Annotated in this window: 26 protein-coding genes; 17 read left to right on the forward strand and 9 right to left on the reverse strand. The window is 59.8% G+C overall.

The window, feature by feature from the left end; all coding sequences use genetic code 11:
• The first annotated feature begins 101 nt into the window (after positions 1 to 101).
• On the forward strand, positions 102 to 752 hold the full coding sequence (locus AAFM31_RS14385; protein WP_341708621.1) for a hypoxanthine phosphoribosyltransferase: 651 nt from the start codon (positions 102 to 104) through the stop codon (positions 750 to 752).
• Positions 753 to 969: 217 nt separating this feature from the next.
• Positions 970 to 1,704: a transporter substrate-binding domain-containing protein gene (locus tag AAFM31_RS14390; RefSeq protein ID WP_341708622.1), complete on the forward strand. Its 735-nt coding sequence runs from the start codon at positions 970 to 972 to the stop codon at positions 1,702 to 1,704.
• On the opposite strand, the gene AAFM31_RS14395 is transcribed toward AAFM31_RS14390, so the two are convergent.
• The 3 genes from AAFM31_RS14395 to AAFM31_RS14405 all read right to left on the reverse strand — a co-directional run bounded on the left by AAFM31_RS14395 (position 1,698) and on the right by AAFM31_RS14405 (position 5,221).
• Positions 1,698 to 2,840: a glutathione S-transferase family protein gene (locus tag AAFM31_RS14395; RefSeq protein WP_341708623.1), complete on the reverse strand. Its 1,143-nt coding sequence runs from the start codon at positions 2,838 to 2,840 to the stop codon at positions 1,698 to 1,700. The genes AAFM31_RS14390 and AAFM31_RS14395 overlap by 7 nt on opposite strands.
• Before the next feature lie 119 nt (positions 2,841 to 2,959).
• Complete coding sequence (locus AAFM31_RS14400) at positions 2,960 to 3,478, reverse strand: Hcp family type VI secretion system effector (RefSeq protein ID WP_341708624.1); 519 nt, start codon at positions 3,476 to 3,478, stop codon at positions 2,960 to 2,962.
• 204 nt (positions 3,479 to 3,682) lie between these two features.
• Positions 3,683 to 5,221 carry an MFS transporter gene (locus AAFM31_RS14405; RefSeq protein WP_341708625.1) on the reverse strand — a complete coding sequence of 513 codons (1,539 nt, stop codon included), beginning with the start codon at positions 5,219 to 5,221 and terminating at the stop codon, positions 3,683 to 3,685.
• 199 nt (positions 5,222 to 5,420) lie between these two features.
• On the opposite strand from AAFM31_RS14405, the gene metG reads away from it, so the two are divergent.
• The 12 genes from metG (at position 5,421) to AAFM31_RS14465 (ending at position 17,040) form a co-directional block, all read left to right on the forward strand.
• Complete coding sequence (gene metG / locus AAFM31_RS14410; RefSeq protein ID WP_341708662.1) at positions 5,421 to 7,460, forward strand: methionine--tRNA ligase; 2,040 nt, start codon at positions 5,421 to 5,423, stop codon at positions 7,458 to 7,460.
• A gap of 103 nt (positions 7,461 to 7,563) precedes the next feature.
• The gene (gene rsxA / locus AAFM31_RS14415; RefSeq protein ID WP_083726308.1) at positions 7,564 to 8,148 is read left to right on the forward strand and encodes an electron transport complex subunit RsxA; all 585 of its coding nucleotides are present in this window, start codon (positions 7,564 to 7,566) and stop codon (positions 8,146 to 8,148) included.
• Positions 8,149 to 8,150: 2 nt separating this feature from the next.
• Positions 8,151 to 8,732: an electron transport complex subunit RsxB gene (rsxB, locus tag AAFM31_RS14420; protein WP_341708626.1), complete on the forward strand. Its 582-nt coding sequence runs from the start codon at positions 8,151 to 8,153 to the stop codon at positions 8,730 to 8,732.
• Entirely contained in the window at positions 8,732 to 11,101 is a 2,370-nt protein-coding gene (rsxC, locus tag AAFM31_RS14425) for an electron transport complex subunit RsxC (protein ID WP_341708627.1), read from the forward strand. Before rsxB ends, rsxC begins: the two co-directional genes overlap by 1 nt.
• Positions 11,101 to 12,168, forward strand: a complete 1,068-nt coding sequence (rsxD, locus tag AAFM31_RS14430) for an electron transport complex subunit RsxD (protein ID WP_341708628.1) — start codon at positions 11,101 to 11,103, stop codon at positions 12,166 to 12,168. Before rsxC ends, rsxD begins: the two co-directional genes overlap by 1 nt.
• 3 nt (positions 12,169 to 12,171) lie before the next feature.
• Positions 12,172 to 12,810 carry an electron transport complex subunit RsxG gene (gene rsxG, locus AAFM31_RS14435; RefSeq protein WP_341708629.1) on the forward strand — a complete coding sequence of 213 codons (639 nt, stop codon included), beginning with the start codon at positions 12,172 to 12,174 and terminating at the stop codon, positions 12,808 to 12,810.
• 3 nt (positions 12,811 to 12,813) lie between these two features.
• Positions 12,814 to 13,530, forward strand: a complete 717-nt coding sequence (locus AAFM31_RS14440) for an electron transport complex subunit E (RefSeq protein WP_341708630.1) — start codon at positions 12,814 to 12,816, stop codon at positions 13,528 to 13,530.
• 13 nt (positions 13,531 to 13,543) lie between these two features.
• Positions 13,544 to 14,179, forward strand: a complete 636-nt coding sequence (gene nth / locus AAFM31_RS14445) for an endonuclease III (RefSeq protein ID WP_341708631.1) — start codon at positions 13,544 to 13,546, stop codon at positions 14,177 to 14,179.
• 144 nt (positions 14,180 to 14,323) lie between these two features.
• Positions 14,324 to 14,503 (forward strand): PA3496 family putative envelope integrity protein, encoded by a 180-nt coding sequence (locus tag AAFM31_RS14450; RefSeq protein WP_341708632.1) that lies wholly within the window; start codon positions 14,324 to 14,326, stop codon positions 14,501 to 14,503.
• Positions 14,504 to 14,667: 164 nt separating this feature from the next.
• Positions 14,668 to 14,883, forward strand: coding sequence for a DUF2061 domain-containing protein (locus tag AAFM31_RS14455; protein ID WP_341708633.1), 216 nt, complete (start codon positions 14,668 to 14,670; stop codon positions 14,881 to 14,883).
• 190 nt (positions 14,884 to 15,073) lie between these two features.
• Positions 15,074 to 16,270: a serine/threonine protein kinase gene (locus AAFM31_RS14460; protein ID WP_341708634.1), complete on the forward strand. Its 1,197-nt coding sequence runs from the start codon at positions 15,074 to 15,076 to the stop codon at positions 16,268 to 16,270.
• The gene (locus tag AAFM31_RS14465; RefSeq protein ID WP_371833041.1) at positions 16,267 to 17,040 is read left to right on the forward strand and encodes a VacJ family lipoprotein; all 774 of its coding nucleotides are present in this window, start codon (positions 16,267 to 16,269) and stop codon (positions 17,038 to 17,040) included. The genes AAFM31_RS14460 and AAFM31_RS14465 overlap by 4 nt, the downstream gene beginning before the upstream one ends.
• On the opposite strand, the gene AAFM31_RS14470 is transcribed toward AAFM31_RS14465, so the two are convergent.
• Complete coding sequence (locus AAFM31_RS14470) at positions 17,037 to 17,489, reverse strand: YcgN family cysteine cluster protein (RefSeq protein WP_341708635.1); 453 nt, start codon at positions 17,487 to 17,489, stop codon at positions 17,037 to 17,039. The genes AAFM31_RS14465 and AAFM31_RS14470 overlap by 4 nt on opposite strands.
• Positions 17,490 to 17,492: 3 nt before the next feature.
• Positions 17,493 to 17,744, reverse strand: a complete 252-nt coding sequence (locus AAFM31_RS14475) for a glutaredoxin family protein (RefSeq protein ID WP_341708636.1) — start codon at positions 17,742 to 17,744, stop codon at positions 17,493 to 17,495.
• A gap of 112 nt (positions 17,745 to 17,856) precedes the next feature.
• Here AAFM31_RS14475 and AAFM31_RS14480 point away from each other — a divergent pair, with 112 nt between their 5' ends.
• A complete protein-coding gene (locus AAFM31_RS14480; RefSeq protein ID WP_341708637.1) occupies positions 17,857 to 19,185 on the forward strand; it encodes a deoxyguanosinetriphosphate triphosphohydrolase in 1,329 nt (442 codons plus the stop codon).
• Here AAFM31_RS14480 and AAFM31_RS14485 read toward each other — a convergent pair.
• From AAFM31_RS14485 to AAFM31_RS14500, 4 genes are all read right to left on the reverse strand, one after another.
• Positions 19,172 to 20,023, reverse strand: coding sequence for a hypothetical protein (locus tag AAFM31_RS14485; RefSeq protein ID WP_341708638.1), 852 nt, complete (start codon positions 20,021 to 20,023; stop codon positions 19,172 to 19,174). The two genes, AAFM31_RS14480 and AAFM31_RS14485, sit on opposite strands and share 14 nt — an antisense overlap.
• Positions 20,024 to 20,061: 38 nt before the next feature.
• A complete protein-coding gene (gloA, locus tag AAFM31_RS14490; protein ID WP_341708639.1) occupies positions 20,062 to 20,448 on the reverse strand; it encodes a lactoylglutathione lyase in 387 nt (128 codons plus the stop codon).
• 127 nt (positions 20,449 to 20,575) lie between these two features.
• The gene (locus AAFM31_RS14495; RefSeq protein ID WP_341708640.1) at positions 20,576 to 21,826 is read right to left on the reverse strand and encodes an argininosuccinate synthase; all 1,251 of its coding nucleotides are present in this window, start codon (positions 21,824 to 21,826) and stop codon (positions 20,576 to 20,578) included.
• A gap of 119 nt (positions 21,827 to 21,945) precedes the next feature.
• Positions 21,946 to 22,755 carry an OmpA family protein gene (locus AAFM31_RS14500; RefSeq protein WP_341708641.1) on the reverse strand — a complete coding sequence of 270 codons (810 nt, stop codon included), beginning with the start codon at positions 22,753 to 22,755 and terminating at the stop codon, positions 21,946 to 21,948.
• Between the two features lie 290 nt (positions 22,756 to 23,045).
• Between AAFM31_RS14500 and pyrC the strand changes: the two genes are divergently transcribed.
• Complete coding sequence (pyrC, locus tag AAFM31_RS14505; RefSeq protein ID WP_341708642.1) at positions 23,046 to 24,080, forward strand: dihydroorotase; 1,035 nt, start codon at positions 23,046 to 23,048, stop codon at positions 24,078 to 24,080.
• A 29-nt stretch (positions 24,081 to 24,109) separates the two neighbouring features.
• Complete coding sequence (gene rnt / locus AAFM31_RS14510) at positions 24,110 to 24,784, forward strand: ribonuclease T (RefSeq protein ID WP_341708643.1); 675 nt, start codon at positions 24,110 to 24,112, stop codon at positions 24,782 to 24,784.
• Positions 24,785 to 24,872: the final 88 nt, after the last annotated feature.

The raw sequence follows: 24,872 nt of genomic DNA on the forward strand, positions 1-24,872 counted from the left end.
TACTCGGGGCTGGGTACTCAGGCAGATGGCTGATTTGTGCAGCGTTTCCCTAAGGTATTGTTTCTCAGCCATAAGACCGTAAGCTTCTCCAGAATCGCGCCATGATCACACCAGAGGGAGCAGCCTGGCAAGCCATGAACCAATCCAATCCCCCACAGCAGAGCACTCGCAACCGCCATTTTCTCGACGAGAACGAGCTGATTGAGGATGCCTTTCGCCTCGGCGTGCAGATTTTCGAAAGCGGCTTTCGCCCCAATTTCATCGTTGGCCTGTGGCGTGGCGGCAGCACTGTCGGTATCTACGTACAGGAATGCCTGCAAACACTCGGGGTCAAAACCGACCATATTGCCCTGCGTACATCCTACCGTGGCATGGAGCATTACGACGCCATGGTTGCAGCACCGGAAGCCGAGATTCGGGTACATGGCACCCATTACCTGCTGGACAACCTGAATCAGGACGATCGCCTGCTGATCGTTGATGATGCCTTTGGCACCGGGCATAGCGTTCAGGCTGTGATCGACAAACTCAAGGGGCAGCTCAAGCGCAACATGCCGACCGACACCCGCGTCGCCACGCTCTATAAGCGCACTGGCGCCGCCAAAACCGATCTGCAACCCGACTTCTGCCTGCACACCACCGAAGACTGGCTGGTATTCCCTTACGAGATGAACGGACTGAGCCGCGCTGAAATCGACGCCAACAAACCCTACCTCAGCCCTATCCTGGATTCGGTCAAGCCGTTGAGCTGACCACTCGCCCGGTTGAGCCTCCGCTCACCGGGCATCCCCCCGCTTGCCTCCTAACCCATTCGGGCTATTCGCTGGACTGCGGCGTCTGCGATGGTTATCTTCGCCAGTACACCCGTGCGTTTGTGACAACAAAAAGACAATAAAAATGAACATGCATAGAACGCCCGGTCAGTGGGTGCGTGTCGCAGTTGCCAGCCTGACTCTGGCACTTACCCCCATGACCTCTGCCGATGCCGATGCCGATGCCGATGGCCAAGACCTCCCGGTGCTGACTGCTGGCTATATCCATTTTCCGCCCATCGCCTACACAGACGATCAGGGACAGGCACAAGGCTCGATCATCGACCTGACCAATCAGTTGGCCGCTGCGAGCGGATATCGTGTTGAGTGGAAATCCTATCCAATCAACCGGATCTATCGCAGCCTGGATACCGGCGATATCGATTTCTGGCCCGGATCACCAAAGGTGCCAGCCTTGCAGGACTTCACGGTTGAATCCAGTTCATTGGGAGTGCGCGTGAAACTCTGCGCGTTCGCGCTGGAAGGAACACCGCGGATTAATCACTATAAAGACCTTTCGAATCACGATCTGGTCGTGATTCGCGGCTATACCTATCGCGAGCAGCTCAACAGAGTCATTGCGGAAAACCACTCCCATCCAATCGTTGCGCCAGACCACACCGCAGCAATGGAGATCCTCCTGCGCGGCCGCGCTCAATACCTGATTAGCTACGGGCATCCGATGCAGGAAGTCCTGGCCGACTACCCCTTGCAAGGCACGCGGTGTGACCAACTGGATGAGTGGCCGCTGGTGTACGTGATCTCTAAACGCAACCCGCAGGCAGAGGAAATCGCCGAAGCGCTGGATGACGCCTATCTTGCCTGGCGCGAAGACAACCCGGAGCCGCACCGTTTGCGCGGGGTGCGTAATCGGCTAGCGACAGCTCAATAAGCTGTCGCAGGCATCTCCCACACTTCGATATTGTTCCGTCGCGCTACCCGCCAGCGGCGCCCGAGCCCAACGGCTTCAAGCAGCCCCACTTCCGCGAGCTGCGCCTGCACCAGCTCACGGCTGGCATCCGGTAATGCCTCAAGCGTATCCGTCGCCCGCTGCAACACGTACAACAGATACGGCTCAACCCCAACCTCAATGACTGAGCCGCGAAAGCGTGTTTGCACCATGCCAACCTGTCGCAGCTGCGGCTTATCGGTCACCGGCGTGCCGTCAGCCGGGTTCAGTTCGGCAACCCAGGCATCCAGAAAGGCCAATTTATCCGTCAGCTCAGGGAAAGCGTCCTCAGCAATGTGCTTCAGAACCGGAATCAACGTAGGGGGTAGCTGATCATTCGGGACGAAGGCAGGCTCTGTCTGCGGATACTCCACCACATCCAGCCCGGGTGAGGTCATGCGCTCGACCCAGCGATGCACGCGTGGCGCTCTGCGCTGCATAATCGCAAGAGGCACAGGATCACGCCCGAGGTGGGCAAACATCGGCCCAATCAACCCGTAATCGGCGATCGACGGTTGCGAGCCAAGCAGGTACGGCCATTCAGCAAAATGCTGTTCCAGACGATCGAGCAGCTGTAAAAAGGACGCTTCGATCAACGGGATACTCTCGGCGTTGACGCCAAGGCGCGGCAAGTATGAGTTCATTCGCCCCATGATCTGTTCCGCCATCTGCGGACCGGAACCCAGGGTAAATGCAGTGCGCAGAAACGCCTCCTGCTCTTCGCGGTAGGACCAGCGGTAGTGCATGGCATGTTTCAGCATCACCTGTCCGCCGTAGTACTCAATGATGATCGCGACAATGCGCTGCAGCGGCGTTTGCGGGTAGACGGGCCAGGGCACGCCCTGCGCCTCCAGGTGGTCGATGATGTCGATAGTGTCCTGGATAACCTGCCCTTCAGGCGTCTCCAGTACCGGAATGATGCCGCGACCAATCTGTGGAACGATGCGCTCGGCAAAGTCCGGGTGCCAAGTAGGCAGTTCTACATACGGGAGACCTTGATTACGCAAATAACAACGGGCCTTGCCGGTATACAACGAATGCGAGGCACCATAAAGGCGGTAAGCTGAGGCAGATCTCATCGGGACTCCCTTGTCTGTTTTCCAAGCGTTCGATACTGCCAGTGGCGGATCGGTCAGACAAGCAACGGAATGGTCACGAGAGGCCGCCTCACCCATTTGGGTAGGCGGCAGCATGAACCTCAGGCCGCGATGGGGCTGCGCCAGTCGTCAGAACCAGAGGTGCCGGACACTTCATGCGTCCAGACGATCTTGCGGTAGGTGAAGTACACGTCTTCCAGATGAGTGAAATGCGCCTTGCCCGGATCCTGGCAGTTGGGCATCTGCGACTGCACATCAACGATGATCGCGTCCTGCAGCTCAATGGTGAAGTAATGCTCCTGCGTGCCGGTTGCCGAGGTGCGGTACCACTCCAGACGACAGCGCGACAGGCGCTCACCAGAAGTCAGAGCGTTGAAGATCAATGGCGAGGACTTGTCGAACACCTTGGTGATCATCAGCGGCTTGTGCACCCGCTGGCCGGTTGGCTGACCCGACTGCGGGTCACGCGGGATGATCACCTGGTGATTGAAGCCCTGCACCAGCACCTGATCTTCGTGACCTTCCTGAAAGATGTTGCCGACTGAATCTTCGGTGAACGTGCCAGCGGTAATAAGGCCTTGCTTGGTGCCTTCGATAGTGAGGTAAGCGGGGGTTGGCATCTGTGCTCCTTGCATGTGTCAGTTATCCCGGAAACGCCGGGACCAGTGACACTTACAAAAGACGCGCCATGCAGAGTTAAATATTTAACTTCAAATACTTACCGACCATTACGCACAAACCACATTACATCTTTCGCGCCAGATGACTGCTCGACTGGGCAAGTTCCACCGCCCTACTGCGCAGCAAGCTGCGCATTTCTTTGATCAATGATGCGGCCTGGCAGCCGCCAGGTAGCGCCCCGTCAGCCAGGCTGCAACACCCATGATCACGGCGCCGATCAGGGCATTGGTTTGCAGCGACTGGGTGAAGCTGACTTGCAGGGCCGACAGCACCTCTGCCGCGACTGTTTCCGGCAGTTGGGCCGCCAGACCCAGCGCCCCGCCAACGGTATCACTGGCAACCTCTACCTGATGCCCGCTCAAGCCGTCCGGCAGCAACTCCAGCATCCGCTGGCGATACACGGCAGCCCCAACGCTACCGATCACGGCGATGCCCAGCGCCATGCCCATTTCGGTTGCAGTTTCTGAGGTTGCCGCGGCGGCGCCGGTTTTCTCTGGAGGCGCCGAACCAATCACCAGGTCCGTCCCCAGAATCATCATCGGCATGATGCCAATACCCAGCAATACGGTAGCAAGCACCATCAGCCAGGGCCCGGGATAGCGCCCAATCAGCAGCAGTGCGACAAACCCGGTGACAGCCACCAGCAAGCCGCCGCTGATCAGCACCCGCGGTGCCAGCCAGCGTGCCATGCGCGGCACCAGCAAGGAGGCAGCGGTCTGCAACAGTGCTGAAGGCAGCATAACCAGCCCGGCTTGCAGCGGGGTCATTCCGAGCGCCCCCTGCAAATACTGGAAGATCAGCAGCCAGGCGCCGGACAGGGCCAGAATACACAGCATCATGGCACTTACCGACACGGTGAATGCGGGCTGACGAAACAGCGAGAGGTCGAACATCGGATCAGCCAACCGGCGCTGCCGACGAACAAACAACGTACCAATCAGCAGCCCGGCGCACAGCGCACCGACCGCCAGCAGGTTGATGCCATCGCGAGCGGTGTCCTTGATACCAAAGATCAGCAGCAGCACAGCGCTGATGCACAGCAATGCGCTGGCCAGATCCAGCCGCCCTGCCTGCTCATCACGAAACTCCGGCAGCAGCCAGGGGCCGACCAGCAGCAACAACACCATTACCGGTACCGCCAGCAGAAATACCGAGCCCCACCAGAAGAACGCCAGCATGACGCCACCGACCAGCGGCCCAATGGCGCTGCCGACAATAAACCCGGTCATCCAGATGGTAATCGCCAAGGTGCGTTCGTGTTCGAGGTGAAACATGTTGCGGATCAGCGCAAGCGTAGACGGCATCAGCGTCGCGCCGGCAATGCCCAGCAGCGCACGGGTGACTATCAGCATCAACGAACTATGGGCAAATGCGGCAGCCAGTGACGCCAGTCCGAACGCGGTGGCACCAATCAGCAACAGGCGACGGCGACCGATTCGATCCCCCAGGGTACCCATCGTGATGAGAAACCCCGCGACCATGAAACCGTAAATATCCAGAATCCACAGCAGCTCAGCGCTGGTTGGCTCCAGATCCGCGCTCAGGTGCGGCGCGGCCAGGTGCAACACGGTCATATCCAGGGCCAGCAACAGCGTAGGCAGCACCAGCACGGCGAGGCCAAGCCACTCACGACGGCCAGCACGGGAATACACAGGGGGATCAGAAACGGGGATGGATTGCATGGTGCCTCCTTGCAGCAGGACGTTATACGCCGTCCCTGATTGTCTCAACAAGGTACAGTTGCAACCGCAAATGACAGTACAGAAACCCCGTGGATGCGCCCTTGCATGCGTGCCAAGGCTCCCTTCACCGCGCCCCTTCTGCTATTATCCCAGCCCTTTCACGTTCAACCGCAAAGTATCCCAAACGCCCATGTCCGATATCGCCGCGACTCGTCAGATCCTCGTTACCAGCGCCCTGCCCTATGCCAACGGTTCAATTCACCTTGGGCACATGCTGGAGTACATTCAGACCGACATTTGGGTTCGCTTCCAGAAGCTGCGCGGCCATCAGGCGGTTTACGTCTGTGCCGACGACGCTCACGGCTCTGCGATCATGCTGCGCGCCGAGAAGGAAGGCATTACCTCCGAGCAGCTGATCGCCAATGTGCATGCCGAGCACTCGGCTGACTTCGCCGACTTCCTGGTCAACTTCGACAACTTCCACTCGACCCATTCCGAGGAGAACCGTGAGCTGTCGGAGCTGATCTATACCCGTCTGAAAGACGCCGGCCACATCAGCACCCGCTCCGTGACCCAGTACTACGACCCGGAAAAAGGCATGTTCCTGGCTGACCGCTTCATCAAGGGCACCTGCCCCAAGTGTGCGGCGGAAGACCAGTACGGCGACAACTGCGAGAAGTGCGGCGCGACCTACGAGCCGACAGAACTGAAAGACCCGCGTTCGGCGATTTCCGGCGCCACCCCGGTATTGAAGGATTCCAAGCACTTCTTCTTCCGCCTGCAGGACTTCACCGACATGCTCAAGCAGTGGACCCGCAGCGGCTCCCTGCAGGATGCGGTCGCCAACAAGATTGCCGAATGGCTGGACAGCGGCCTGCAGGAATGGGACATCAGCCGTGATGCGCCCTACTTCGGTTTCGAGATTCCGGGCGAGCCCGGCAAGTATTTCTACGTCTGGCTGGACGCGCCAATCGGCTACATGGCCAGCTTCAAGAACCTCTGCAGCCGTCGCCCGGAATTGAGCTTCGATGCCTTCTGGAACGCCGACTCCAGCGCCGAGCTGTACCACTTCATCGGCAAGGACATCGTCAACTTCCATACCCTGTTCTGGCCGGCGATGCTGGAAGGCTCCGGTTTCCGTAAGCCGACCGCGGTCAACGTCCACGGTTATCTGACCGTAAACGGTCAGAAGATGTCCAAGTCCCGAGGCACCTTCATCAAGGCCCGCACCTATCTGGATCACCTGAATCCGGAATACTTGCGCTACTACTACGCCGCCAAGCTTGGCCGTGGCGTGGAAGACCTGGATCTGAACCTCGAAGACTTCGTGCAGAAGGTCAACTCCGACCTGGTTGGCAAGGTGGTCAACATCGCCAGCCGCTGCGCCGGGTTCATCCACAAGGGCAACGGCGGCGTCATGGTCGAAACCAATGCCGCTCCCGAACTGACCAGCGCCTTCATCGATGCTGCGCCGAGCATTGCTGATGCATATGAGAAACGCGACTTCTCCCGCGCCATGCGCGAGATCATGGCGCTGGCCGACAAGGCCAATGCCTGGATTGCCGACAAGGCACCGTGGGCACTGAACAAGCAGGAAGGTAAACAGGACGAGGTCCAGGCCATCTGCGCACTGGGCATCAACCTGTTCCGTCAGCTGGTCATTTTCCTCAAGCCGGTTCTGCCGAACCTGGCCGCCGACGCCGAAGCCTTCCTGAATGTCGCGCCGCTGCGCTGGGAAGATCACCAGACGCTGCTCGCCAGCCATCAGCTCAATGCATTCAAGCCGCTGCTGGCCCGCATCGAGCCGGCCAAGATCGACGCAATGATTGATGCCTCCAAGGAAGACCTCGCCGCGGCCGAAAGCACTGCTCCGGCCGGCAACGGCGAGTTGGTCAAGGAGCCGCTGGCCGATGAAGTCAATTTCGACGCCTTCGCCGCGATCGACCTGCGCGTCGCGCTGATTGAAAAGTGCGAGTTTGTCGAAGGCGCCGACAAGCTGCTGCGCCTGAGCCTCGACATCGGCGACGCCAAGCGCAACGTGTTCTCCGGTATCAAGAGCGCCTACCCGGATCCGAGCAAGCTGGAAGGCCGCCTGACTCTGTACGTTGCCAACCTGGCACCGCGCAAGATGAAGTTCGGCGTATCCGAAGGCATGGTGCTGGCGGCAGGCCCGGGCGGCGAAGACATCTTCCTGCTCAGCCCCGATCAGGGTGCCAAGCCGGGCCAACGGGTCAAGTAAGCAGCAGAGCAATCACCGGGCGGCGTTGCCGCCCGATTAGCCGGGACCGGCCGAGCAGCCAGAAGAGCTGCATAACGCCGGACCACACATGGGGTTGGGTTACATGGCTGAATTTGCCCTCATTCTGGTCAGTACCATACTGGTCAACAACTTCGTCCTGGTGCAGTTCCTGGGGCTGTGTCCGTTTATGGGTGTTTCCGGGAAGCTGGAAACCGCGATCGGCATGTCCGCCGCGACCACCTTCGTGCTCACGCTGGCCTCGATCCTCAGCTATCTGACGTTCCAGTACATTCTGGTGCCGCTGGACCTGGAGTTTCTGCGTACCATTTCCTTCATTCTGGTGATTGCAGTCGTCGTGCAGTTCACCGAGATGGTGGTACACAAGACCAGCCCGCTGCTGTATCGGGTCCTGGGTATCTTCCTGCCATTGATCACCACCAACTGTGCGGTACTGGGCGTAGCCCTGCTGAACACCAACCGCGCCGAACAGACCTTCATGAAGTCCGCCACCTACGGTCTGGGCGCCGCCATCGGCTTCTCGATGATTCTGATTCTGTTTGCCGGCCTGCGTGAACGCATCGCCATTGCTGACGTGCCGACGCCGTTCCGCGGCGCCGCCATCGGCATGATCACCGCAGGCCTGATGTCGCTCGCGTTTATGGGCTTTACCGGCTTGATAAGGTTGTAAGCATGTCGATGATCATTACTGCCATTGTCGTCCTGCTGGGCCTGGCGCTGATCTTCGGCGCGGTGCTCGGCTTTGCTGCTGTTCGCTTCAAGGTTGACGGCGACCCCATCGTCGACCAGATCAATGATCTGCTGCCGCAGACCCAGTGCGGGCAATGCGGTCATCCGGGCTGCCGCCCTTACGCTGAAGGTATCGCCAACGGCGAGCCGATCAACAAGTGCCCGCCCGGTGGCGAGTCGACCATTCAGGCACTGGCCGACCTCCTCGACGTCGAAGCGTTGCCGCTGGACTCCGAGCACGGCGAAGAAAAGCCGCGCATGGTCGCCTATATCCGCGAGGCCGAATGTATCGGCTGCACCAAGTGCATTCAGGCCTGTCCGGTCGATGCCATCCTCGGCGCCGCCAAACAGATGCACACCGTCATTGTTGATGAGTGCACCGGCTGCGACCTCTGTGTAGAACCCTGTCCGGTTGACTGTATCGACATGCTGCCCCTGCCGACCACACCGCAGAACTGGAAGTGGGACTTCCCCCTGCCAGCGACCGCTTTGATTGCCACTGACGCCAGCCGAGGGGCCGCCTGATGACTGCAGCCAGCCCCATCCGTATCTGGGACATTCCCGGTGGCATTCATCCGGCAGAGAACAAGACCCAATCCCTCGGTTTCGGTATCGAAACCCTGCCCCTGCCGAGTGAGCTGATACTGCCGCTGCAACAGCACATCGGCGCCCGTGCCGAACCTTGCGTCGCCGTTGGCGACAAGGTGCTCAAGGGCCAGTTGATCGCGGAAGCCAGCGGCTTTGTAAGCTGCCCGTTGCACGCGCCGACATCCGGCACTGTTACCGCCATTGGCCCGGCACCCTACCCGCATGCGTCTGGTCTTGAAGAATGGGCCATCCGCATCGAGGCAGATGGCGAAGATCGCTGGTGCGAGCTCGACCCGATTAGCGACTTCCGTGCGTTGGAACCCGCCGCCCTGCTCGACATCATTCGCGCGGCCGGCATCAGCGGCCTTGGCGGCGCCGGCTTCCCGACCTCAGTCAAATTGAAAGCGCGGCCCGAGCAGAAGATCCATACGCTGATCATCAACGGCACCGAATGCGAGCCCTACATCACCGCCGATGACAGCGCCATGCGCTACCGCGCCGAGCAGATCGTGACCGGCATCGAAGTGCTGATGCACATCCTGCGCCCGGAGCAGGTACTGATCGGCATTGAAGACAACAAACCCGAAGCAGCCGCCGCCATGCGCACGGCGGTTGGCGAGCGCGCCATGCAGGTGGTGGTGTTCCCGACCAAATACCCGTCCGGTGGCGAAAAGCAGCTCATCCAGATTCTGACCGGCAAGGAAGTGCCCAGCGGTGGCCTGCCAGCCGACCTCGGTATGGTCTGCCAGAACATCGGTACCTTACTGGCGATCCACGACGCGATCGTGCTCGGCCAACCGCTGATCAAGCGCATCACCACCCTGACCGGCGAGGCGCTCAGCCACCCGACCAATGTCGAGGCGCTGATCGGCACCCCGATTCGTGATCTGTTGAGTTTTGCCGGCCTGCAGCCGGAAAAGCTCTACCGTCTGGTCATGGGCGGACCGATGATGGGCTTTACCTTGCAAAGCATGGATGCGCCCATCGTCAAGACCACCAACTGTCTGCTGGCCGGCAGCAAGGCAGAGCTGCCACCGCCGCCGCCGGCCCAGCCGTGCATCCGTTGCGGCCTGTGCGCCGAGGCCTGCCCGGCCAGCCTGCTGCCACAGCAACTGCACTTCTTTGCCATGGGCAAGGATTACGACCAGCTCAAACGCCAGCACCTGTTCGACTGTATCGAGTGCGGTGCCTGCTCCTACGTCTGCCCCAGCAGCATTCCGCTGGTGCAATACTACCGCGCAGCCAAATCCGAGATTCGCGCCCTGGATCTGCAGCAGCACAAAGCCGATCACTCGCGTCAACGCTTCGAACACCGCCAGGAGCGCCTGCAGCGCGAAGCAGAACAGAAAGAACGCGACCGCATTGCGCGCGCCGAAAAGGCCGCGCGCCTGAAAGCCGCGAAGGAAGCCGAAGCCGCCAAGCAGGCCGAGGCTGGAACGGCCGCACCCGCAGCTGACGCCCCGGCGCCGAAGGCCGGCGGTCTGACGCCGGAGCAGAAGCAGCTGAAGATCGCCGCTGCGACAGCGCAAATGGCGCTGAAGAAAGCCCAGAAGCAGCTCACTGCCAACCCGGATAACGCCGATCTTCAAGCGCAGATCCCGCAACTGGAGCAAGCGGCACGCGACGCCCAGGACGCCTTTGACAAAGCGCAGGGCGAGGTCAGCAGTCAGCCGGCCGCGCCTGCGCCGCAGGCGGCCGGTGACGACGAAGCGAAGAAGCTGAAGATCGAGGCCGCCATGCTGCGCGCAGCACTGAAAAAGGCCGAACGCGCTGCCGGTGACAATCCCAGCGAAGAGCAGCAAGCCGAAATTGCCAAGCTGCGGGAACAGGTCGAAGCGGCAGATGCCCGGGTGCCGGCCGCAGCTGCCGCCAAGAAACCGGTCGACGAAAAGCTCAAGCAAGCCAAGCTCGATCTGGCAATGGCCCGCGCTGCAGCCAAGAAGACCGAACGCGCGCTCGCAGAGTCGCCGGACGATGCTGACCTGCAAGCGCAGCTGGCAAGCCAGCAAGAGGCACTCAGCGCGGCTGAAAAGGCACTGCATGAAGCGGAAAACAGCAGCCCGATTCCGCCGCCAGAACGCCAGCGCGTCGACAAAAAGCCCGTTGATGAGCAGCTGCGCGAGCTTAAAACCAACCTCGCGACCACCAAGGCCGACTTCAAACGCGCCGAGCGCGAGCTCAAGGAAGCCACAGAGGCCGGTGGCGATACCGCAGCCGCCGAGCAGGAACTGGCCACCCGTCGTGCCGCCCTCGACGTCGCCGCCAAGGCCTTCGCCGACTACATGGCCAGCAAGGAGACCAACTGATGGCGCTGGTACGCATGACTTCGCCGCACGCCAAGGGCAACAACCACACCCAGACCATCATGCTCTGGGTGCTGGGCGCGACCCTGCCCGGCATTGCGGTGCTGACCTGGTTCTTCGGCTTCGGCACCCTGATCAACATCGTTTACGCCAGCGTCGTTGCCCTGCTGGTCGAGTCGCTCATTCTCGCGATCCGCAAACGCCCGATCGGGTTCTATCTGCGTGACGGCAGCGCGTTGGTTACCGCCTGGTTGCTGGCCTTGGCGCTGCCGCCGTACGCCCCCTGGTGGCTGACCCTGATTGCGGTCAGCTTTGCCATCGTGTTCGGCAAGCAGCTCTATGGCGGCCTGGGCCAGAACCCGTTCAATCCGGCGATGCTCGGGTATGTTGTCGTGCTGATCTCGTTCCCGGTGGAGATGACCAGCTGGCCAGCCTGGCGCGGCATTGAAGCGGTGATGCCGAACGTCCATGCCACGCTCGGCCTGCTCGACGGTCTGAGCCGCATTTTCGTGCCGGTCAGCGGCGAGATCGACGGTTGGACCCTCGCCACCGCGTTGGATGTGGTCAAGACCAACAATAGCCTGACCATCAACGAACTGCACGCCGCCAATCCGGCCTTCGGCCAGTTTGCCGGTCACGGCTGGGAGTGGGTCAGCTTCGCCTATCTGCTGGGTGGTCTGGTGCTGCTCTACAAGCGCATTTACAGCTGGCACGCCCCGGTTGGCATGCTGGCGGCGCTGGCGGTCATGAGCCTGCTGTTCTGGAATGGCAGCGGCTCCGACTCCAACGGCTCGCCGCTGTTCCACCTGTTCAGCGGTGCGACCATGCTTGGTGCCTTCTTCATCATCACCGATCCTGTTTCCGGTGCCACCAGCAAGCAAGGCCGGCTGTTCTTCGGTGCCGGCGTCGGCATTCTGGTGTACGTGATCCGCGCCTGGGGCGGCTACCCCGACGCGGTCGCCTTCGCCGTGCTGCTGATGAACCTCGCCGCACCGACCATCGATTACTACAGCACGCCGCGCACCTATGGTCACAGCAAGGCCAAGCGCGGCATGGGCAAGACGGACTGAGCCATGGAAAACCCTACCAGCACCCGCAGCTCAATCCTGCGTAACAGCCTGATTCTCGGTCTGTTCGCCATGGCAACTGTGGGCATGATCGCCGTTACCCAGCAAGGCACTGCCGAGCGCATTGACGAAGCCCAGCGCCGAGTTCAGCTCAGTGCGCTGAACGAGATCATCCCCCATGAGCAGCACGACAACGACCTGCTGGCTGACAGCTTCAGCATCGACGACCGCCAGTACCTGAACCTGACCGGTAGCAAAGACGCCTACCGTGCACGCAAAGGCGGCGCGGTCAGTGCGGTAATCCTGCCGGTCGTTGCGCCAGACGGTTACAGCGGCCGCATCGACCTCCTGGTCGGCATCAACGCCGATGGCAGCATCGCTGGCGTGCGCAGCGTCAACCACCGGGAAACACCTGGTCTGGGCGACAAGATCGAAACCGCCAAAAGTGAATGGGTGCTGGATTTCGACGGCAAGAGCCTGAGCATGCCGGTGCCGGAGCAGTGGGCGGTCAAGAAAGACGGCGGCCAGTTTGATCAATTCACCGGCGCTACCATTACCCCGCGGGCCGTAGTCAAGGCGGTCTATCAGGCGCTCAGCTATTTCGACCAACACCGGGCCACCCTGCTGCTGCAGGACGAGGAGTAACCGATGGCGACCAAGACTCTTTCCGAAATTACTGCTGACGGTCTCTGGCACAACAATCCAGGCCTGGTTCAATTACTCGGACTCTGCCCACTACTGGGGGTTAGTAGCTCTGTGGTCAACGCCCTTGGCCTGGGTCTGGCGACCATTCTGGTGCTCACCGGCTCCAACCTTGCCGTATCGCTGATTCGCAGTGCCGTGACCGATGCCGTGCGCCTGCCCGCCTTCGTCATGATCATCGCAGCACTGACGACGTGTATCGAACTGCTGATGCAGGCCTTCACCTACGAGCTGTACCAGATCCTCGGCATCTTTATTCCACTGATCGTCACCAACTGCGTGATTCTCGGCCGTGCCGACGCTTTCGCCTCGAAAAATCCGCTGCTGCCGTCGCTGGTCGACGGTTTCATGATGGGCCTGGGCTTTACCCTGGTGCTGATCGTACTCGGCGGCCTGCGCGAGCTGATCGGTCACGGCACCCTGTTTGCCGGCATGGATCTGCTGCTTGGCCCGCTTGCTGCCGACTGGAAGCTGGTTGTGTTCCCCAACTACAAGGACGTGCTGTTTGTCATCCTGCCGCCCGGTGCATTCGTCTTTATGGGGCTGTTGATCGCCCTGAAGAACCTGATCGACGCCAAGGTCAAGGAACGCGCCGCCGCTCGCGAAGCCAAGCCGGCCGTGGCAGGCAGCAAGCGGGTGCGCGTAACCGGCACCATCAGCTGACACGGGCGACGCGATGAACAAGGAAAAGCGCTACGAAATCTTCCGCCGCCTGCGCGAAGACAACCCGCATCCGACCACCGAGCTGAACTTCAGCACGCCCTTCGAGTTGCTGGTAGCGGTAACACTCTCGGCGCAGGCCACCGACGTAGGCGTCAACAAGGCGACAGACAAGTTGTTCCCGGTTGCCAATACGCCGGAAGCCATTTATGCCCTCGGCGTTGAGGGCCTCAGCGAGTACATCAAGACTATTGGCCTGTTCAACAGTAAGGCCCGCAACGTCATCGCCGCCTGCAAGATTCTGATCGAGGAACACAACAGCCAGGTGCCGGAAACCCGCGAGGCGCTCGAAGCTCTGCCCGGCGTCGGCCGCAAGACCGCCAACGTGGTGCTCAACACCGCCTTTGGCCAGCCGACCATGGCGGTCGATACGCATATTTTCCGGGTCAGTAACCGCACGGGGATTGCGCCTGGCAAAAACGTTCTTGAGGTCGAAAAGAAATTGCTCAAGCACGTACCCAAGGAGTTCCTGGTAGACGCCCATCACTGGCTGATCCTGCACGGACGCTACGTCTGCAAGGCCAGAACGCCGCAATGCGGCAGCTGCCGAATCGAAGATTTGTGCGACTACAAGCACAAGACATCGGACTGAACGCCGCGCGTTATCTCACCTCAACAAACGCAGTGAAAACACACTGCGTTTTTTCGTTAAATTCAATTGAAAAAATCTATTTCCGCAAATTCGGAACTGCGTTTATAAGGTGCGCAAATGACATGTTCAGCGTGGAGTTGAGTCATGAGCCAAGCCAAATCAGATATCGAACTGGACGACGACGAGTTCATCGAAGACGATGACACCCCCGATACCGACAGTGCTCCCATTTCAAAAAGTAGCCTGACCAAGCGCCGCTTGATCGATAACTACCTGGAAGAGCGCCGTTTGCAGAAGGAACTCAACGACTTCGATTTCGACTGATCCCTCCCGAAGCGCAGGCAACGCTTGCGCTTCACTGCTCTCCTTAAATTACCCCTACCTATCAGCGCAATTAGTTAAATCCGTTTAACCTATCAAACTTGTATGGTTACGCTTGCAGCATTCACTAATGACTCTCATTAGCCAGATTGCTTTAAGGTGTCGCCATGACCAAGACCATCACATTCGCGTGCATGCACTTCTCCATCGCCTTTGGCGTGGTCTATCTGCTGACTGGCAGCATCATGATCGGCGGCGCCGTGGCGCTGGTTGAGCCTGCCATCAACACCGTCGCGTTCTACTTTCACGAAAAACTGTGGAATCGCCTGGAGCGGCGCCGGCGCCTCCGCCGCGCCCAGGTCCCGTTTCCATTTACGGCCTGATCAGACCGCCTCTGCTGGGAAATAAAAGGAACTTTGCCGGGAAATTGCGGTTAAATCTCCTGTGTCCTCAAGGTAGAGAATCAGCTTGCGCCGGTTTCCCAGAACGTTATTACTCCTTTCCAGTCTGCTCTCATGCACTGCCTTTTCAGCGCATGCAGCCGCCTATGACTACCCGATTGAAAACCCCTTCATGGCCACGGTAGCCGGCACCCCTGAACGGCTGCAGGCGCCTGTGCCCTCGGAGGTGGACGTTCAGCAGACGGATCTTAAGGTGCGCGTCCTGCCCGAACGCCATCTGCCACCCGCCCTCTCCCAGTACCGGGACCTGCACTATCGCGTGGCCTGGCACGACACGCCGTCACCGCTGGTTTTCCTGATTGCCGGCACCGGCTCCGGCTACGACAGCACCCGGATGGACTATCTAAAACGCCTGTTCTGGCAGGCTGGCATGCATGTAATCGTGCTGTCTTCACCCACGAATCATGATTTCATCGCGGCTGCCTCAAGTAGCGGCCTGCCCGGCATCGCCGCCGAGGACGCCCGTGACTTGCATACCGCCATGAGCATGGCGCTGGAAACGGCACGGGACGAACTGGACCTCGAGATCACCGGGTACCGGCTCGCCGGATTCAGCCTCGGAGCGCTGCATGCCGCGTTTGTCGCGGAGCTGGACAGTCACCTCGGCCAATTCGACTTCCAGCGGGTGCTGCTGCTCAATCCACCGGTTGACCTGTATGCATCAATTCGCCGGTTGGATGCTCTGTCGTACACCCGAATCGCCGGGGTAAGCGATAACGACAGTTTCTACGAGCACATTTTCCAGAAACTCTCGCGCCACTTTGCCACCCGCGGCAACAGCGATATTCAAACCAGCATCTTTGAAGAAATTCAGAGTTCGCCCGAAGCGCTCACCGATCCAGAGCTGGCCATGCTGATTGGCGCTGTTTTCCGCTTTGCTGCCGCCGACATCAACTTCATGAGCGATCTGATTAACGGCGGTGGACGCTATGCCCCCGCCAACGAAACCCTCAAGGTCAGCACCTCGCTGACACCTTATCTACGCCGCGCGCTGTTTTGCGACTTCAGCTGCTACGTGCAAACCCAATTACTGCCAGAGTGGCAAAGCCGCAATGCCGAGGGCGATCTGGAACAAATGGCCGAGCAAACCAGTCTGCGACACCTGCGCGATTTTCTCCACGACAGCACCAATATCGCAGCGGTCAGCAATGCAAGGGAACTGATCCTCACCGAAGGCGATTACCAGTTCTTGGCTGATACCTTCGGCGAACGTGCATTTCTCTACCCCAACGGCGGCCACGGCGGCAACCTCGACTACGGCCCGGTAGCAGAACGCTATCTGCAGTTTCTGCAGGGGGCTGCCAAATGAGACTGTTACTTGGCCTGAGCTTAGTGGCGTCCCTGTCATCCGCCGTTGCGCTAGCAAACGACGCTGGAAGTGACATTCCTGCGTACCAGGATCCATTGCTGGAACTGGACATCGACGCCAACGAAAACCGCTATCAGTTTGAGCGTTCGAGCCTGCGCGCGCTCAAGGTACAGGACCCGATCGAGGGGCTGAATCGCCGCGTCTACCGTTTTAACGCGCAGTTTGACCGCTATGTTTACTTGCCCGTCGTCCGCACGTACGTTTGGGCTACGCCGTCTCCGGTTCGCACGGGCGTATCTAACGTTTTCAATAACTTGCGAGATATTCCCAATCTGGGAAACAGCTTGCTTCAGGGCAAATTCGAACGCAGCGGCCAGACTACGGCCCGCCTGCTGTTCAACAGCATTTTTGGCCTGGCCGGAATTTTTGATGTGGCGAAAAAGATGGGGCTGCCGCAGCAGGATGAGGACTTTGGCCAGACCTTAGGTGTCTGGGGTGTGCCGCCCGGGCCGTACCTCGTCATCCCGTTTCTCGGGCCATCAAGCCTCCGGGACGGTACCGGACGCGCGGTCGACTGGGTGTTCGAGGACTACGTCAACTTCATGCACAACCGTGACTTCATGGACGAGTATCAGGCGACCTGGGGCGTCTGGGCCATCGATCTGCGCTACCAGACGCCGTTCCGCTATGGAGCCCTCGACAGTCCGTTCGAGTACGACCAGGTGCGCTACCTGTACACCAAGCTGCGCGAATTCGAGGTCAGTAACTAGCCGACGCGAAAGATGATGTGATCTTCCCAGTCTTCATCAGCGACGCTGCCCTCGGCCAGCATCTGACCGGACTGGGAGATTCCCGCTTTATGAACGGCATTGCGGTCACCACACACCAAGTGATGCCATGGCGGCAAATCCTCGCCCTCAGCGACCAAACGATAGCCGCAACTGGGCGGCAGCCAGGCAAAATCCTGCGCCTTGCCGGGCGTCAGCTGGATGCAATCCGGCACGAACTGCCGGCGATTGGGGTAATCACTACAACGGCAGGTTTTGAGGTCGAGCAGTTTGCAGGCAATACGCGTGTAGTAGATCGCCTGCGGTTCGTCTTCGTCCTCCAGCTTTTGCAGACAACAGAGGCCACAGCCATCACACAGCGACTCCCATTCCTCCTGATCCAGCTGGTCCAACGTCTTGCGCTTCCAGAACGGTTCAACACGCATTGCCATGACTCAACCCTCCTCACGCAGACAATCGGCCAGCCAGTCCATCAGCTTGGCCAGATCAAACGGCCAATCCAGCTCGCTCCCCGTATCCATGCGTTGCACTACCGGAATACGCAATTGGTAGCGCTCCATCAGCTCGTTGCTGTCGGCAATGTCGACCTGACTTACCTGCACACTGGACGCCAACGGCGCCAATTCGGCAAGGGCAGCATCACAGAGGTGACACCCGAGGGTGCCGTAAAGACTGAGCTGAATCATGGGTACGCATCAAGACAGAGAAAGCGCGCATTCTACCCTGTTTGTCTCAGTCTGCCGACTTGGCAGCCCCTCACGCATCCAACATACTCACAACATCGTCTGGGAGAGTTCTATGGATTGGGAAACACTGCTGTGCCGCGAGCGGCTGGGTAAGACCTTTACCAGCGATGAAGAACTGGGCCGCACGCCCTTTCACAAGGACCACGACCGCGTCATTTTTTCCGGTGCCTTCCGCCGGCTCGGCAAGAAAACCCAGGTTCATCCGGTCTCAAGTAACGACCATATTCACACCCGCCTGACCCACAGCCTCGAGGTCGGCTGCGTTGGTCGCTCCCTCGGCATGCGGGTCGGCGAGATGCTGCGTGGGGAACTGCCTGACTGGTGTCAGCCGGCCGATCTTGGTGTGATCGTCCAGGCTGCCTGCCTGGCTCACGACATCGGTAATCCGCCCTACGGACATTCCGGCGAAGACGCAATCAGGCACTGGTTCAGGCAGGCCGCCGAACGGGGACTGCTTGATCAGCTCAGCGACGCCGAGCGCGAGGACTTCCTGCACTTTGAGGGCAACGCCCAAGGGTTCCGGGTGCTGACCCAGATCGAATATCACCAGGCAGAAGGCGGTATGCGCCTCACCTATGCGACCCTCGGTGCCTATCTCAAGTACCCCTGGACCGCGCGGCATGCCAACAGCTTGGGCTACAAGAAGAACAAATTCGGCTGCTATCAGGCTGAGTATCCACTGCTCAAGCAAATCGCGAACAAACTCGGGCTGCCGATGCAGGAAGATAACCGTTTCAGTCGCCATCCTCTGGTCTATCTGGTCGAAGCAGCCGACGACATCTGCTACGGCCTGATTGACCTTGAAGACGGCCTGGAAATGGATCTGCTGGCCTATGCCGAAGTTGAGCGGGTGCTGCTGGATCTGGTCGGCGACGACCTGCCAGAAACCTACCGTCTGCTCGGCCCGCAGGACTCCCAACGTCGCCGTCTGGCGATCCTGCGTGGCAAAGCTATTGAGCATCTGGTCAATGCTGCGGCTGAGGCGTTCATCGCGCAGCAACCGGCGCTGCTGGCTGGCGAATTGGAGGGTGATCTGGTTGAGCACATGCATGGCGCAGCGCGGCGCTGCGTGCTAGATGCCAAGCAAATGGCCCGCAAGCGCATCTTTCAGGACAAGCGCAAGACGCTGCACGAAATCGGCGCCTACAGCACCCTGGAAACCCTGTTGGATGCGTTCTGCGGCGCGGTCAATGAACTCCACGCGGGTCAGAATCTCAGCTTCAAGCACCAACGCATTCTGGATCTGCTCGGGCATACCATTCCGCAAGCAGACTGGCCGCCCTATCGGAGCTATTTGAGGGTGCTGGACTTCATCGCTGGGATGACCGACCTGTACGCTGCGGAGATGGCCGCACAGATTCGTGGGATTAGTCGGCCCTGATCGCGCGCTGCTCGAGCCGGTCGAGCAGCATATCCACCAGCACCAGTTGGGCAGAAAGGGCTTGGGTGGCGGTCTGAAAATACTCTGCTGACTTCATGACGGAGCCGTCCGGGCGATCCAGCAGCTCGCGAATTCGCTCCAGCAGCGCATCGAGCGCCTCCTCCGCCACTCGAACCGGTTGGCTGACGCTATCGCGTAGCTCCGGGTCCGATACCAGACGTGCCAAGGCCGCGTAACACTGCTCGTTGATCTGAGCGCTGAGCGAGGCCAGGTGGGCGCGCCAGATCGGCAGGTTCTGGCGATTGGCAACAATGCCAGTACCGATCGCCCGTGACTGCCCAACCATCTCAGTGTTGTGCAGCAACTCCAGCCAAAGCCCTTCAGCCTGCGGCGCCAGGCGCCCCAGACATACAAGATCATTTCGGTTGGCCAACGCCTGAACGGTTTCGAGCAGCAGCCGAATCATATCGTTGTGGGCAAGCAACATCTGGTCGGCGGACGCCAGAAACTCGCCTTGCTCAATCCGCTCCCAATAGCCGAGCGCCTCGTGCCAGCTGTCGTACCAGTGCAAGCTGGGCAAATGCTCGCGGCACCCTGCCAAAACCTGGTTGATTTGCTGATGGACGGACCAGCGCCGCCCTTCCAGTGATGCCTCTCCCGACAACACACCATAGTAAAGACCACGGTGGCGTTGCACCTGCTCGATCAGTTGTCGCAACAGACGAATCTGTGTCAGCGACAGGCGCAGTGCAGCGCGATCTCGCTGCTGCTTTTGTTGCCGCGCAATCATCCAGAAAGCCAGCGCAAGAAGTACTATCCCCAGAAACAAACCGGCCATCCAGCTGCCCTCCATGACGGCCCAGAAACCCAGTTCGCTCAAGCGTCTGCCGAAAGCAGCTCGATCCGATAACCATCCGGGTCTTCGACAAACGCCAGCACGCGTGTGCCATGTTTCATCGGGCCCGCCTCGCGCACCACGTTGCCGCCAGCCTGCTTGATCTGCTCGCAGGCCAGATAGACGTCGTGCACTTCAATAGCAATATGCCCATAGCCGGTTCCCAGATCGTAGGACGGCGTGTCCCAGTTCCAGGTCAGCTCGAGCGCAGTGTGCTCGGCTTCGTTACCGTAGCCAACGAAAACATTGGTAAAGCGCCCTTCCGGGTAGTCGTTGCGGCGCAGCAGCGTCATGCCGAGCACCTCGGTGTAAAAGGCAATGGACTTATCGAGATCTCCGACCCGGAGCATGGTGTGCAGAATTCGCATGATCGCTACCCTTGCGTGTCGATGCAGTCAAAGCTAACGGTTTACCACGGCCGCTAGCAACAGCTAAACGAAAACGCCCGGCGAAATTACTTTCGCCGGGCGTTGTTCAAGCGTCACTCAGTGCGGATCAGAGCAGCTTGCGGCCCTTACCGGCAGCAATGCGCATGCGCAGTGCGTTCAGCTTGATGAAGCCAGCTGCATCAGCCTGATCGTAGGCACCGGCGTCGTCTTCAAAGGTCGCAATGTTCGCGTCAAACAGCGAGTCATCAGACTTGCGGCCAACGACCATGATGTTGCCCTTGTACAGCTTCAGGCGCACCACGCCGTTTACGTTCAGCTGGGAGGCATCGATCATCTGTTGCAGCATGACGCGCTCCGGGCTCCACCAGAAACCGTTGTAGATCAGCTCAGCGTACTTCGGCATCAGGCTGTCTTTCAGGTGAGCAACTTCTCGGTCCAGGGTGATGGACTCGATAGCGCGGTGACCTTTCAGCATGATGGTGCCGCCGGGGGTTTCGTAGCAGCCACGGGACTTCATGCCAACAAAGCGGTTTTCGACGATATCCAGACGGCCGATACCATTGGCACCACCAACCTTGTTCAGGTAGGTCAGGACTTCAGCCGGAGTCATTTCCTTGCCATCGATGGCAACGATGTCGCCATTACGGTAGCTCAGCTCGATGTAGGTGGCCTGGTCAGGTGCGTTCTCCGGAGAGACGGTCCAGCGCCACATGTCTTCTTCGTGCTCGGTCCAAGTATCTTCCAGCACGCCACCTTCGTAGGAGATGTGCAGCAGGTTGGCGTCCATCGAGTAGGGAGACTTCTTCTTGCCGTGACGCTCAATCGGAATACCGTGCTTCTCGGCGTAGTCCATGAGTTTTTCGCGGGACAGCAGATCCCACTCACGCCATGGCGCAATCACCTTTACGCCCGGCTTCAGTGCGTAGGCACCCAGCTCGAAACGAACCTGGTCGTTACCCTTGCCGGTCGCACCGTGAGAAATGGCATCACCACCGGTTTCGTTGGCAATTTCGATCAGGCGCTTGGCAATCAGCGGGCGGGCGATGGAGGTACCCAGCAGGTACTCGCCTTCGTAAACAGTGTTGGCGCGGAACATCGGGAACACGAAGTCACGAACGAACTCTTCGCGCAGGTCGTCAATGTAGATTTCCTTAACGCCCATGGCTTGAGCCTTGGCGCGTGCAGGTTCTACTTCCTCACCCTGACCGAGGTCGGCGGTGAAGGTGACCACTTCGCAGTTGTAGGTTTCCTGCAGCCACTTGAGAATGACCGAGGTATCCAGACCGCCGGAATAGGCCAGGACGACTTTGTTGACTTCTGCCATTACGTGCTCCCTTAAGCAAGACTGAAACGCCACCCCGAGGGGAATTGGCGAAAGCCGCTATTCTAGCGCCAGAGCAGCAGGATTCACAGGGGAGCGACCCGCGACTTTCGGGTCTGTTGTCGATTCAGCCGGGCATTTCGACGAACTGCAGCTCAGTCGTGCTGCAGCCGCAGCATGACCCGGCGGTTCGCCGCGCGGCCTTCGGCGGTGCGGTTGCTGGCCACGGGATAGCCATCGCCGTGAAAGCGCATGGTGAACAGATTTTCATCAACGCCCTGCTCCATCAGATAATCTCGCACCGACAATGCCCGTTGCCGCGACAGTTCGCGGTTGTCCAGGCGGTTGCCCTGATTATCGGAGTGGCCGTCGAGAATGATACTGCTGAGGCTTTCATCCGCCTTGATGTATTGTAAGATCGCATCAAGCTGCGCTTTGGCGTCGGCGCTCAGATTGCTGCCGCCAGCACCAAAACTGATGATGCTCTGGGCCGCCTGAGCCGCGCTGATCGGCAACAAGGCACTGATGCACTCCTGAAACTCCAGTCGCGCCTGCTGATAACCGACACTGGACACCACCACCCGCACCTGGTCGCTACCAGCCTGGCTGCTACGCATAATGGTTGGCTGCAGACCAGACGCCAGCCCAGCAAGCATTCGACCTGCCTGCTCATAAGGCGCCATCATCGTGTAGGTGCCGGCCCCGACCTGAATTTGCCCAACTGGCTGCGCCGCGGTACCCGGGCGCCACGGTGGTGGATCATTAATCACTTGGGCTGCGCCGGGGCGCATCGGGTTATCCCACGCCTTCAGCTCAAACTCGGGGGGCTCGCCGGCCCGGCGGACGAAACTCGCCTCGCCGTACCCAGCCACGGACTGACTCAAACGACAGGCAAACTGATCCCCTTCGACCTGCCACTGCACGTCTTCCATGCGGGTCTGAAAGGTCATTGCCTGTGCAGACATCGACAGTCCTACAAGCAAGACCAGAGGTGCTCGTGTCACTCGACTCTCCAGATGAATTCGCCAGCAGATGGGCGAACGCTGACTTCTCTTGCCAGCTTCATCGGCGGACGACTGGAAAACTTTATTCTCTGGCAGCAAAAAAACGCGCTTTGTGGTGAAGCTCACCAGCAACCGCAGCCATGCAACACCGCCGACAAACGCCAACTGCCCGTCGGCAGCGCCTGCGGAGTGTCAAAGCAAGGGCGATTGGGGTAGCATTGCCGCATCAAATCTGCACTGGAATCCCCCGCATGACCGACCGCCTGACGCTCATCCGCCCGGACGACTGGCATATTCACCTGCGCGATGGCGCCGTACTGCAGCACACCGTGCCCGATGCTGCGCGCTCTTTTGGCCGCGCCATCATCATGCCTAACCTGGTACCGCCAGTCCGCGATGCCGCCGAAGCCGCCGGCTATCGCGATCGGATTCTGGCCGCGCGCCCGGCTGGTTCCAGCTTCGAGCCACTGATGGTGCTGTACCTCACCGACAATACCTCCCCGGAGATCATTCGCCAGGCCCACGCCAGCGGTCAGGTCGTCGCCGCCAAGCTGTACCCGGCCGGCGCCACCACCAACTCCCAATCAGGCGTTACTGCGCTGGAGAACATTTACCCCGCGCTGGAAGCCATGGCCGACGTCGGCATGTTGCTGCTGGTACACGGAGAGGTGACCCACGCCGAGGTCGACATCTTTGACCGCGAGAAAGCCTTTATCGATCAGCAACTGGTGAAGCTGGTCGACCGCTTCCCGACCCTGCGCGTGGTATTCGAGCACATTACTACCGCCGATGCCGTTGCCTTCGTTAATCAGGCACCAGCCAATGTCGGCGCGACCATTACCGCCCACCACCTGTTGTTCAACCGCAACCATATGCTGGTTGGTGGTATCCGTCCGCATCTGTTCTGTCTGCCGGTACTCAAGCGCCAGACCCACCAGCAGGCCCTGTGCGACGCTGTGGTATCGGGTTCGAGCAAGTTTTTCCTCGGCACCGACTCGGCACCTCATGCCCGTCACGCCAAGGAAGCCGCCTGCGGCTGCGCCGGCTGCTACACCGCGCATGCCGCCATCGAGTTGTATGCCGAAGCATTCGACGAACTCGGCGCACTGGACAAGCTGGAAGGCTTCGCCAGTTTCCACGGGCCTGACTTCTACGGTCTGCCGCGCAACACCGATAGCATCACGCTGGAACGGGACAGCTGGACGGTTCCGGATCAGTTGCCCTTCGGTGATCAATGCATTGTTCCGTTGCGTGCCGGCGAGCAGATTCGCTGGCGCTTGGTCTGACCCTACCCATCGACAGCAAAGGATATTTCGTGAGCGAGTTCGACTTTGAGGGCGAAGAGCAGGACGTCATGCCTAGCGGCAAGGCCAAATCTCCGCTGGCCTACCGCTTCCGCGGTTTTCTGCCGGTTGTGATTGACGTTGAAACCGGCGGTTTCAACGCCGCCACCGACGCCCTGCTGGAAATTGCAGCTACCACCATCAACATGGACGACGACGGACTGGTCTACCCAGACCACACCACGTTCTTCCGTGTTGAGCCGTTCGAAGGCGCCAACATTGAACAGGCGGCACTGGAATTTACCGGCATCAAGCTGGATCATCCGCTGCGCCAGGCTGTCAGCGAAGAGCACGCACTGACCGAGATCTTCAAGCACATCCGCAAAGCGGTTAAGTCAGCTGGCTGCAAACGTGCGGTGCTGGTCGGCCACAATGCGTTCTTCGATCTGGGCTTCCTTAACGCCGCCGTGGAGCGTACCCAGATCAAACGCAACCCGTTCCATCCATTCTCCTGCTTCGATACCGCGACCCTCGGCGGTCTGGCGTACGGTCAAACCGTACTGGCCAAAGCCTGCAGCGCCGCCGGCATCGACTTTGATGGGCGCGAGGCGCATTCGGCGCGCTACGACACCGAGAAGACTGCCGACCTGTTTTGCACCATCGTCAATCGTTGGCGCGAGATGGGCGGCTGGCCACCAGTCGAATAACCGCGTTACCAACAACCCGGCCCAATGGCCGGGTTGTTGCTTCTGCTCCAGGGTTGCCCGACCGCCATGCTACGGTTATCGTCCTAAT

This window comes from Halopseudomonas sp. (assembly GCF_038130085.1).
Taxonomy (GTDB): Bacteria; Pseudomonadota; Gammaproteobacteria; order Pseudomonadales; family Pseudomonadaceae; genus Halopseudomonas.

Coding starts and splice junctions, on each gene's coding strand:
- pyrC (WP_341708642.1), top strand. CDS start 23,046: ATGACCGACCGCCTGACGCTCATCCGCCCGGACGACTGGCATATTCAC.
- AAFM31_RS14500 (WP_341708641.1), bottom strand. CDS start 22,755: ATGTCTGCACAGGCAATGACCTTTCAGACCCGCATGGAAGACGTGCAG.
- AAFM31_RS14450 (WP_341708632.1), top strand. CDS start 14,324: ATGAGCCAAGCCAAATCAGATATCGAACTGGACGACGACGAGTTCATC.
- AAFM31_RS14465 (WP_371833041.1), top strand. CDS start 16,267: ATGAGACTGTTACTTGGCCTGAGCTTAGTGGCGTCCCTGTCATCCGCC.
- nth (WP_341708631.1), top strand. CDS start 13,544: ATGAACAAGGAAAAGCGCTACGAAATCTTCCGCCGCCTGCGCGAAGAC.
- AAFM31_RS14460 (WP_341708634.1), top strand. CDS start 15,074: ATGGCCACGGTAGCCGGCACCCCTGAACGGCTGCAGGCGCCTGTGCCC.
- AAFM31_RS14405 (WP_341708625.1), bottom strand. CDS start 5,221: ATGCAATCCATCCCCGTTTCTGATCCCCCTGTGTATTCCCGTGCTGGC.
- AAFM31_RS14470 (WP_341708635.1), bottom strand. CDS start 17,489: ATGGCAATGCGTGTTGAACCGTTCTGGAAGCGCAAGACGTTGGACCAG.
- rsxC (WP_341708627.1), top strand. CDS start 8,732: ATGACTGCAGCCAGCCCCATCCGTATCTGGGACATTCCCGGTGGCATT.
- AAFM31_RS14475 (WP_341708636.1), bottom strand. CDS start 17,744: ATGATTCAGCTCAGTCTTTACGGCACCCTCGGGTGTCACCTCTGTGAT.
- AAFM31_RS14485 (WP_341708638.1), bottom strand. CDS start 20,023: ATGGCCGGTTTGTTTCTGGGGATAGTACTTCTTGCGCTGGCTTTCTGG.
- AAFM31_RS14440 (WP_341708630.1), top strand. CDS start 12,814: ATGGCGACCAAGACTCTTTCCGAAATTACTGCTGACGGTCTCTGGCAC.
- AAFM31_RS14395 (WP_341708623.1), bottom strand. CDS start 2,840: ATGAGATCTGCCTCAGCTTACCGCCTTTATGGTGCCTCGCATTCGTTG.
- rsxA (WP_083726308.1), top strand. CDS start 7,564: ATGGCTGAATTTGCCCTCATTCTGGTCAGTACCATACTGGTCAACAAC.
- AAFM31_RS14480 (WP_341708637.1), top strand. CDS start 17,857: ATGGATTGGGAAACACTGCTGTGCCGCGAGCGGCTGGGTAAGACCTTT.
- AAFM31_RS14455 (WP_341708633.1), top strand. CDS start 14,668: ATGACCAAGACCATCACATTCGCGTGCATGCACTTCTCCATCGCCTTT.
- AAFM31_RS14400 (WP_341708624.1), bottom strand. CDS start 3,478: ATGCCAACCCCCGCTTACCTCACTATCGAAGGCACCAAGCAAGGCCTT.
- AAFM31_RS14385 (WP_341708621.1), top strand. CDS start 102: ATGATCACACCAGAGGGAGCAGCCTGGCAAGCCATGAACCAATCCAAT.
- gloA (WP_341708639.1), bottom strand. CDS start 20,448: ATGCGAATTCTGCACACCATGCTCCGGGTCGGAGATCTCGATAAGTCC.
- rsxG (WP_341708629.1), top strand. CDS start 12,172: ATGGAAAACCCTACCAGCACCCGCAGCTCAATCCTGCGTAACAGCCTG.
- AAFM31_RS14390 (WP_341708622.1), top strand. CDS start 970: ATGACCTCTGCCGATGCCGATGCCGATGCCGATGGCCAAGACCTCCCG.
- rsxD (WP_341708628.1), top strand. CDS start 11,101: ATGGCGCTGGTACGCATGACTTCGCCGCACGCCAAGGGCAACAACCAC.
- rsxB (WP_341708626.1), top strand. CDS start 8,151: ATGTCGATGATCATTACTGCCATTGTCGTCCTGCTGGGCCTGGCGCTG.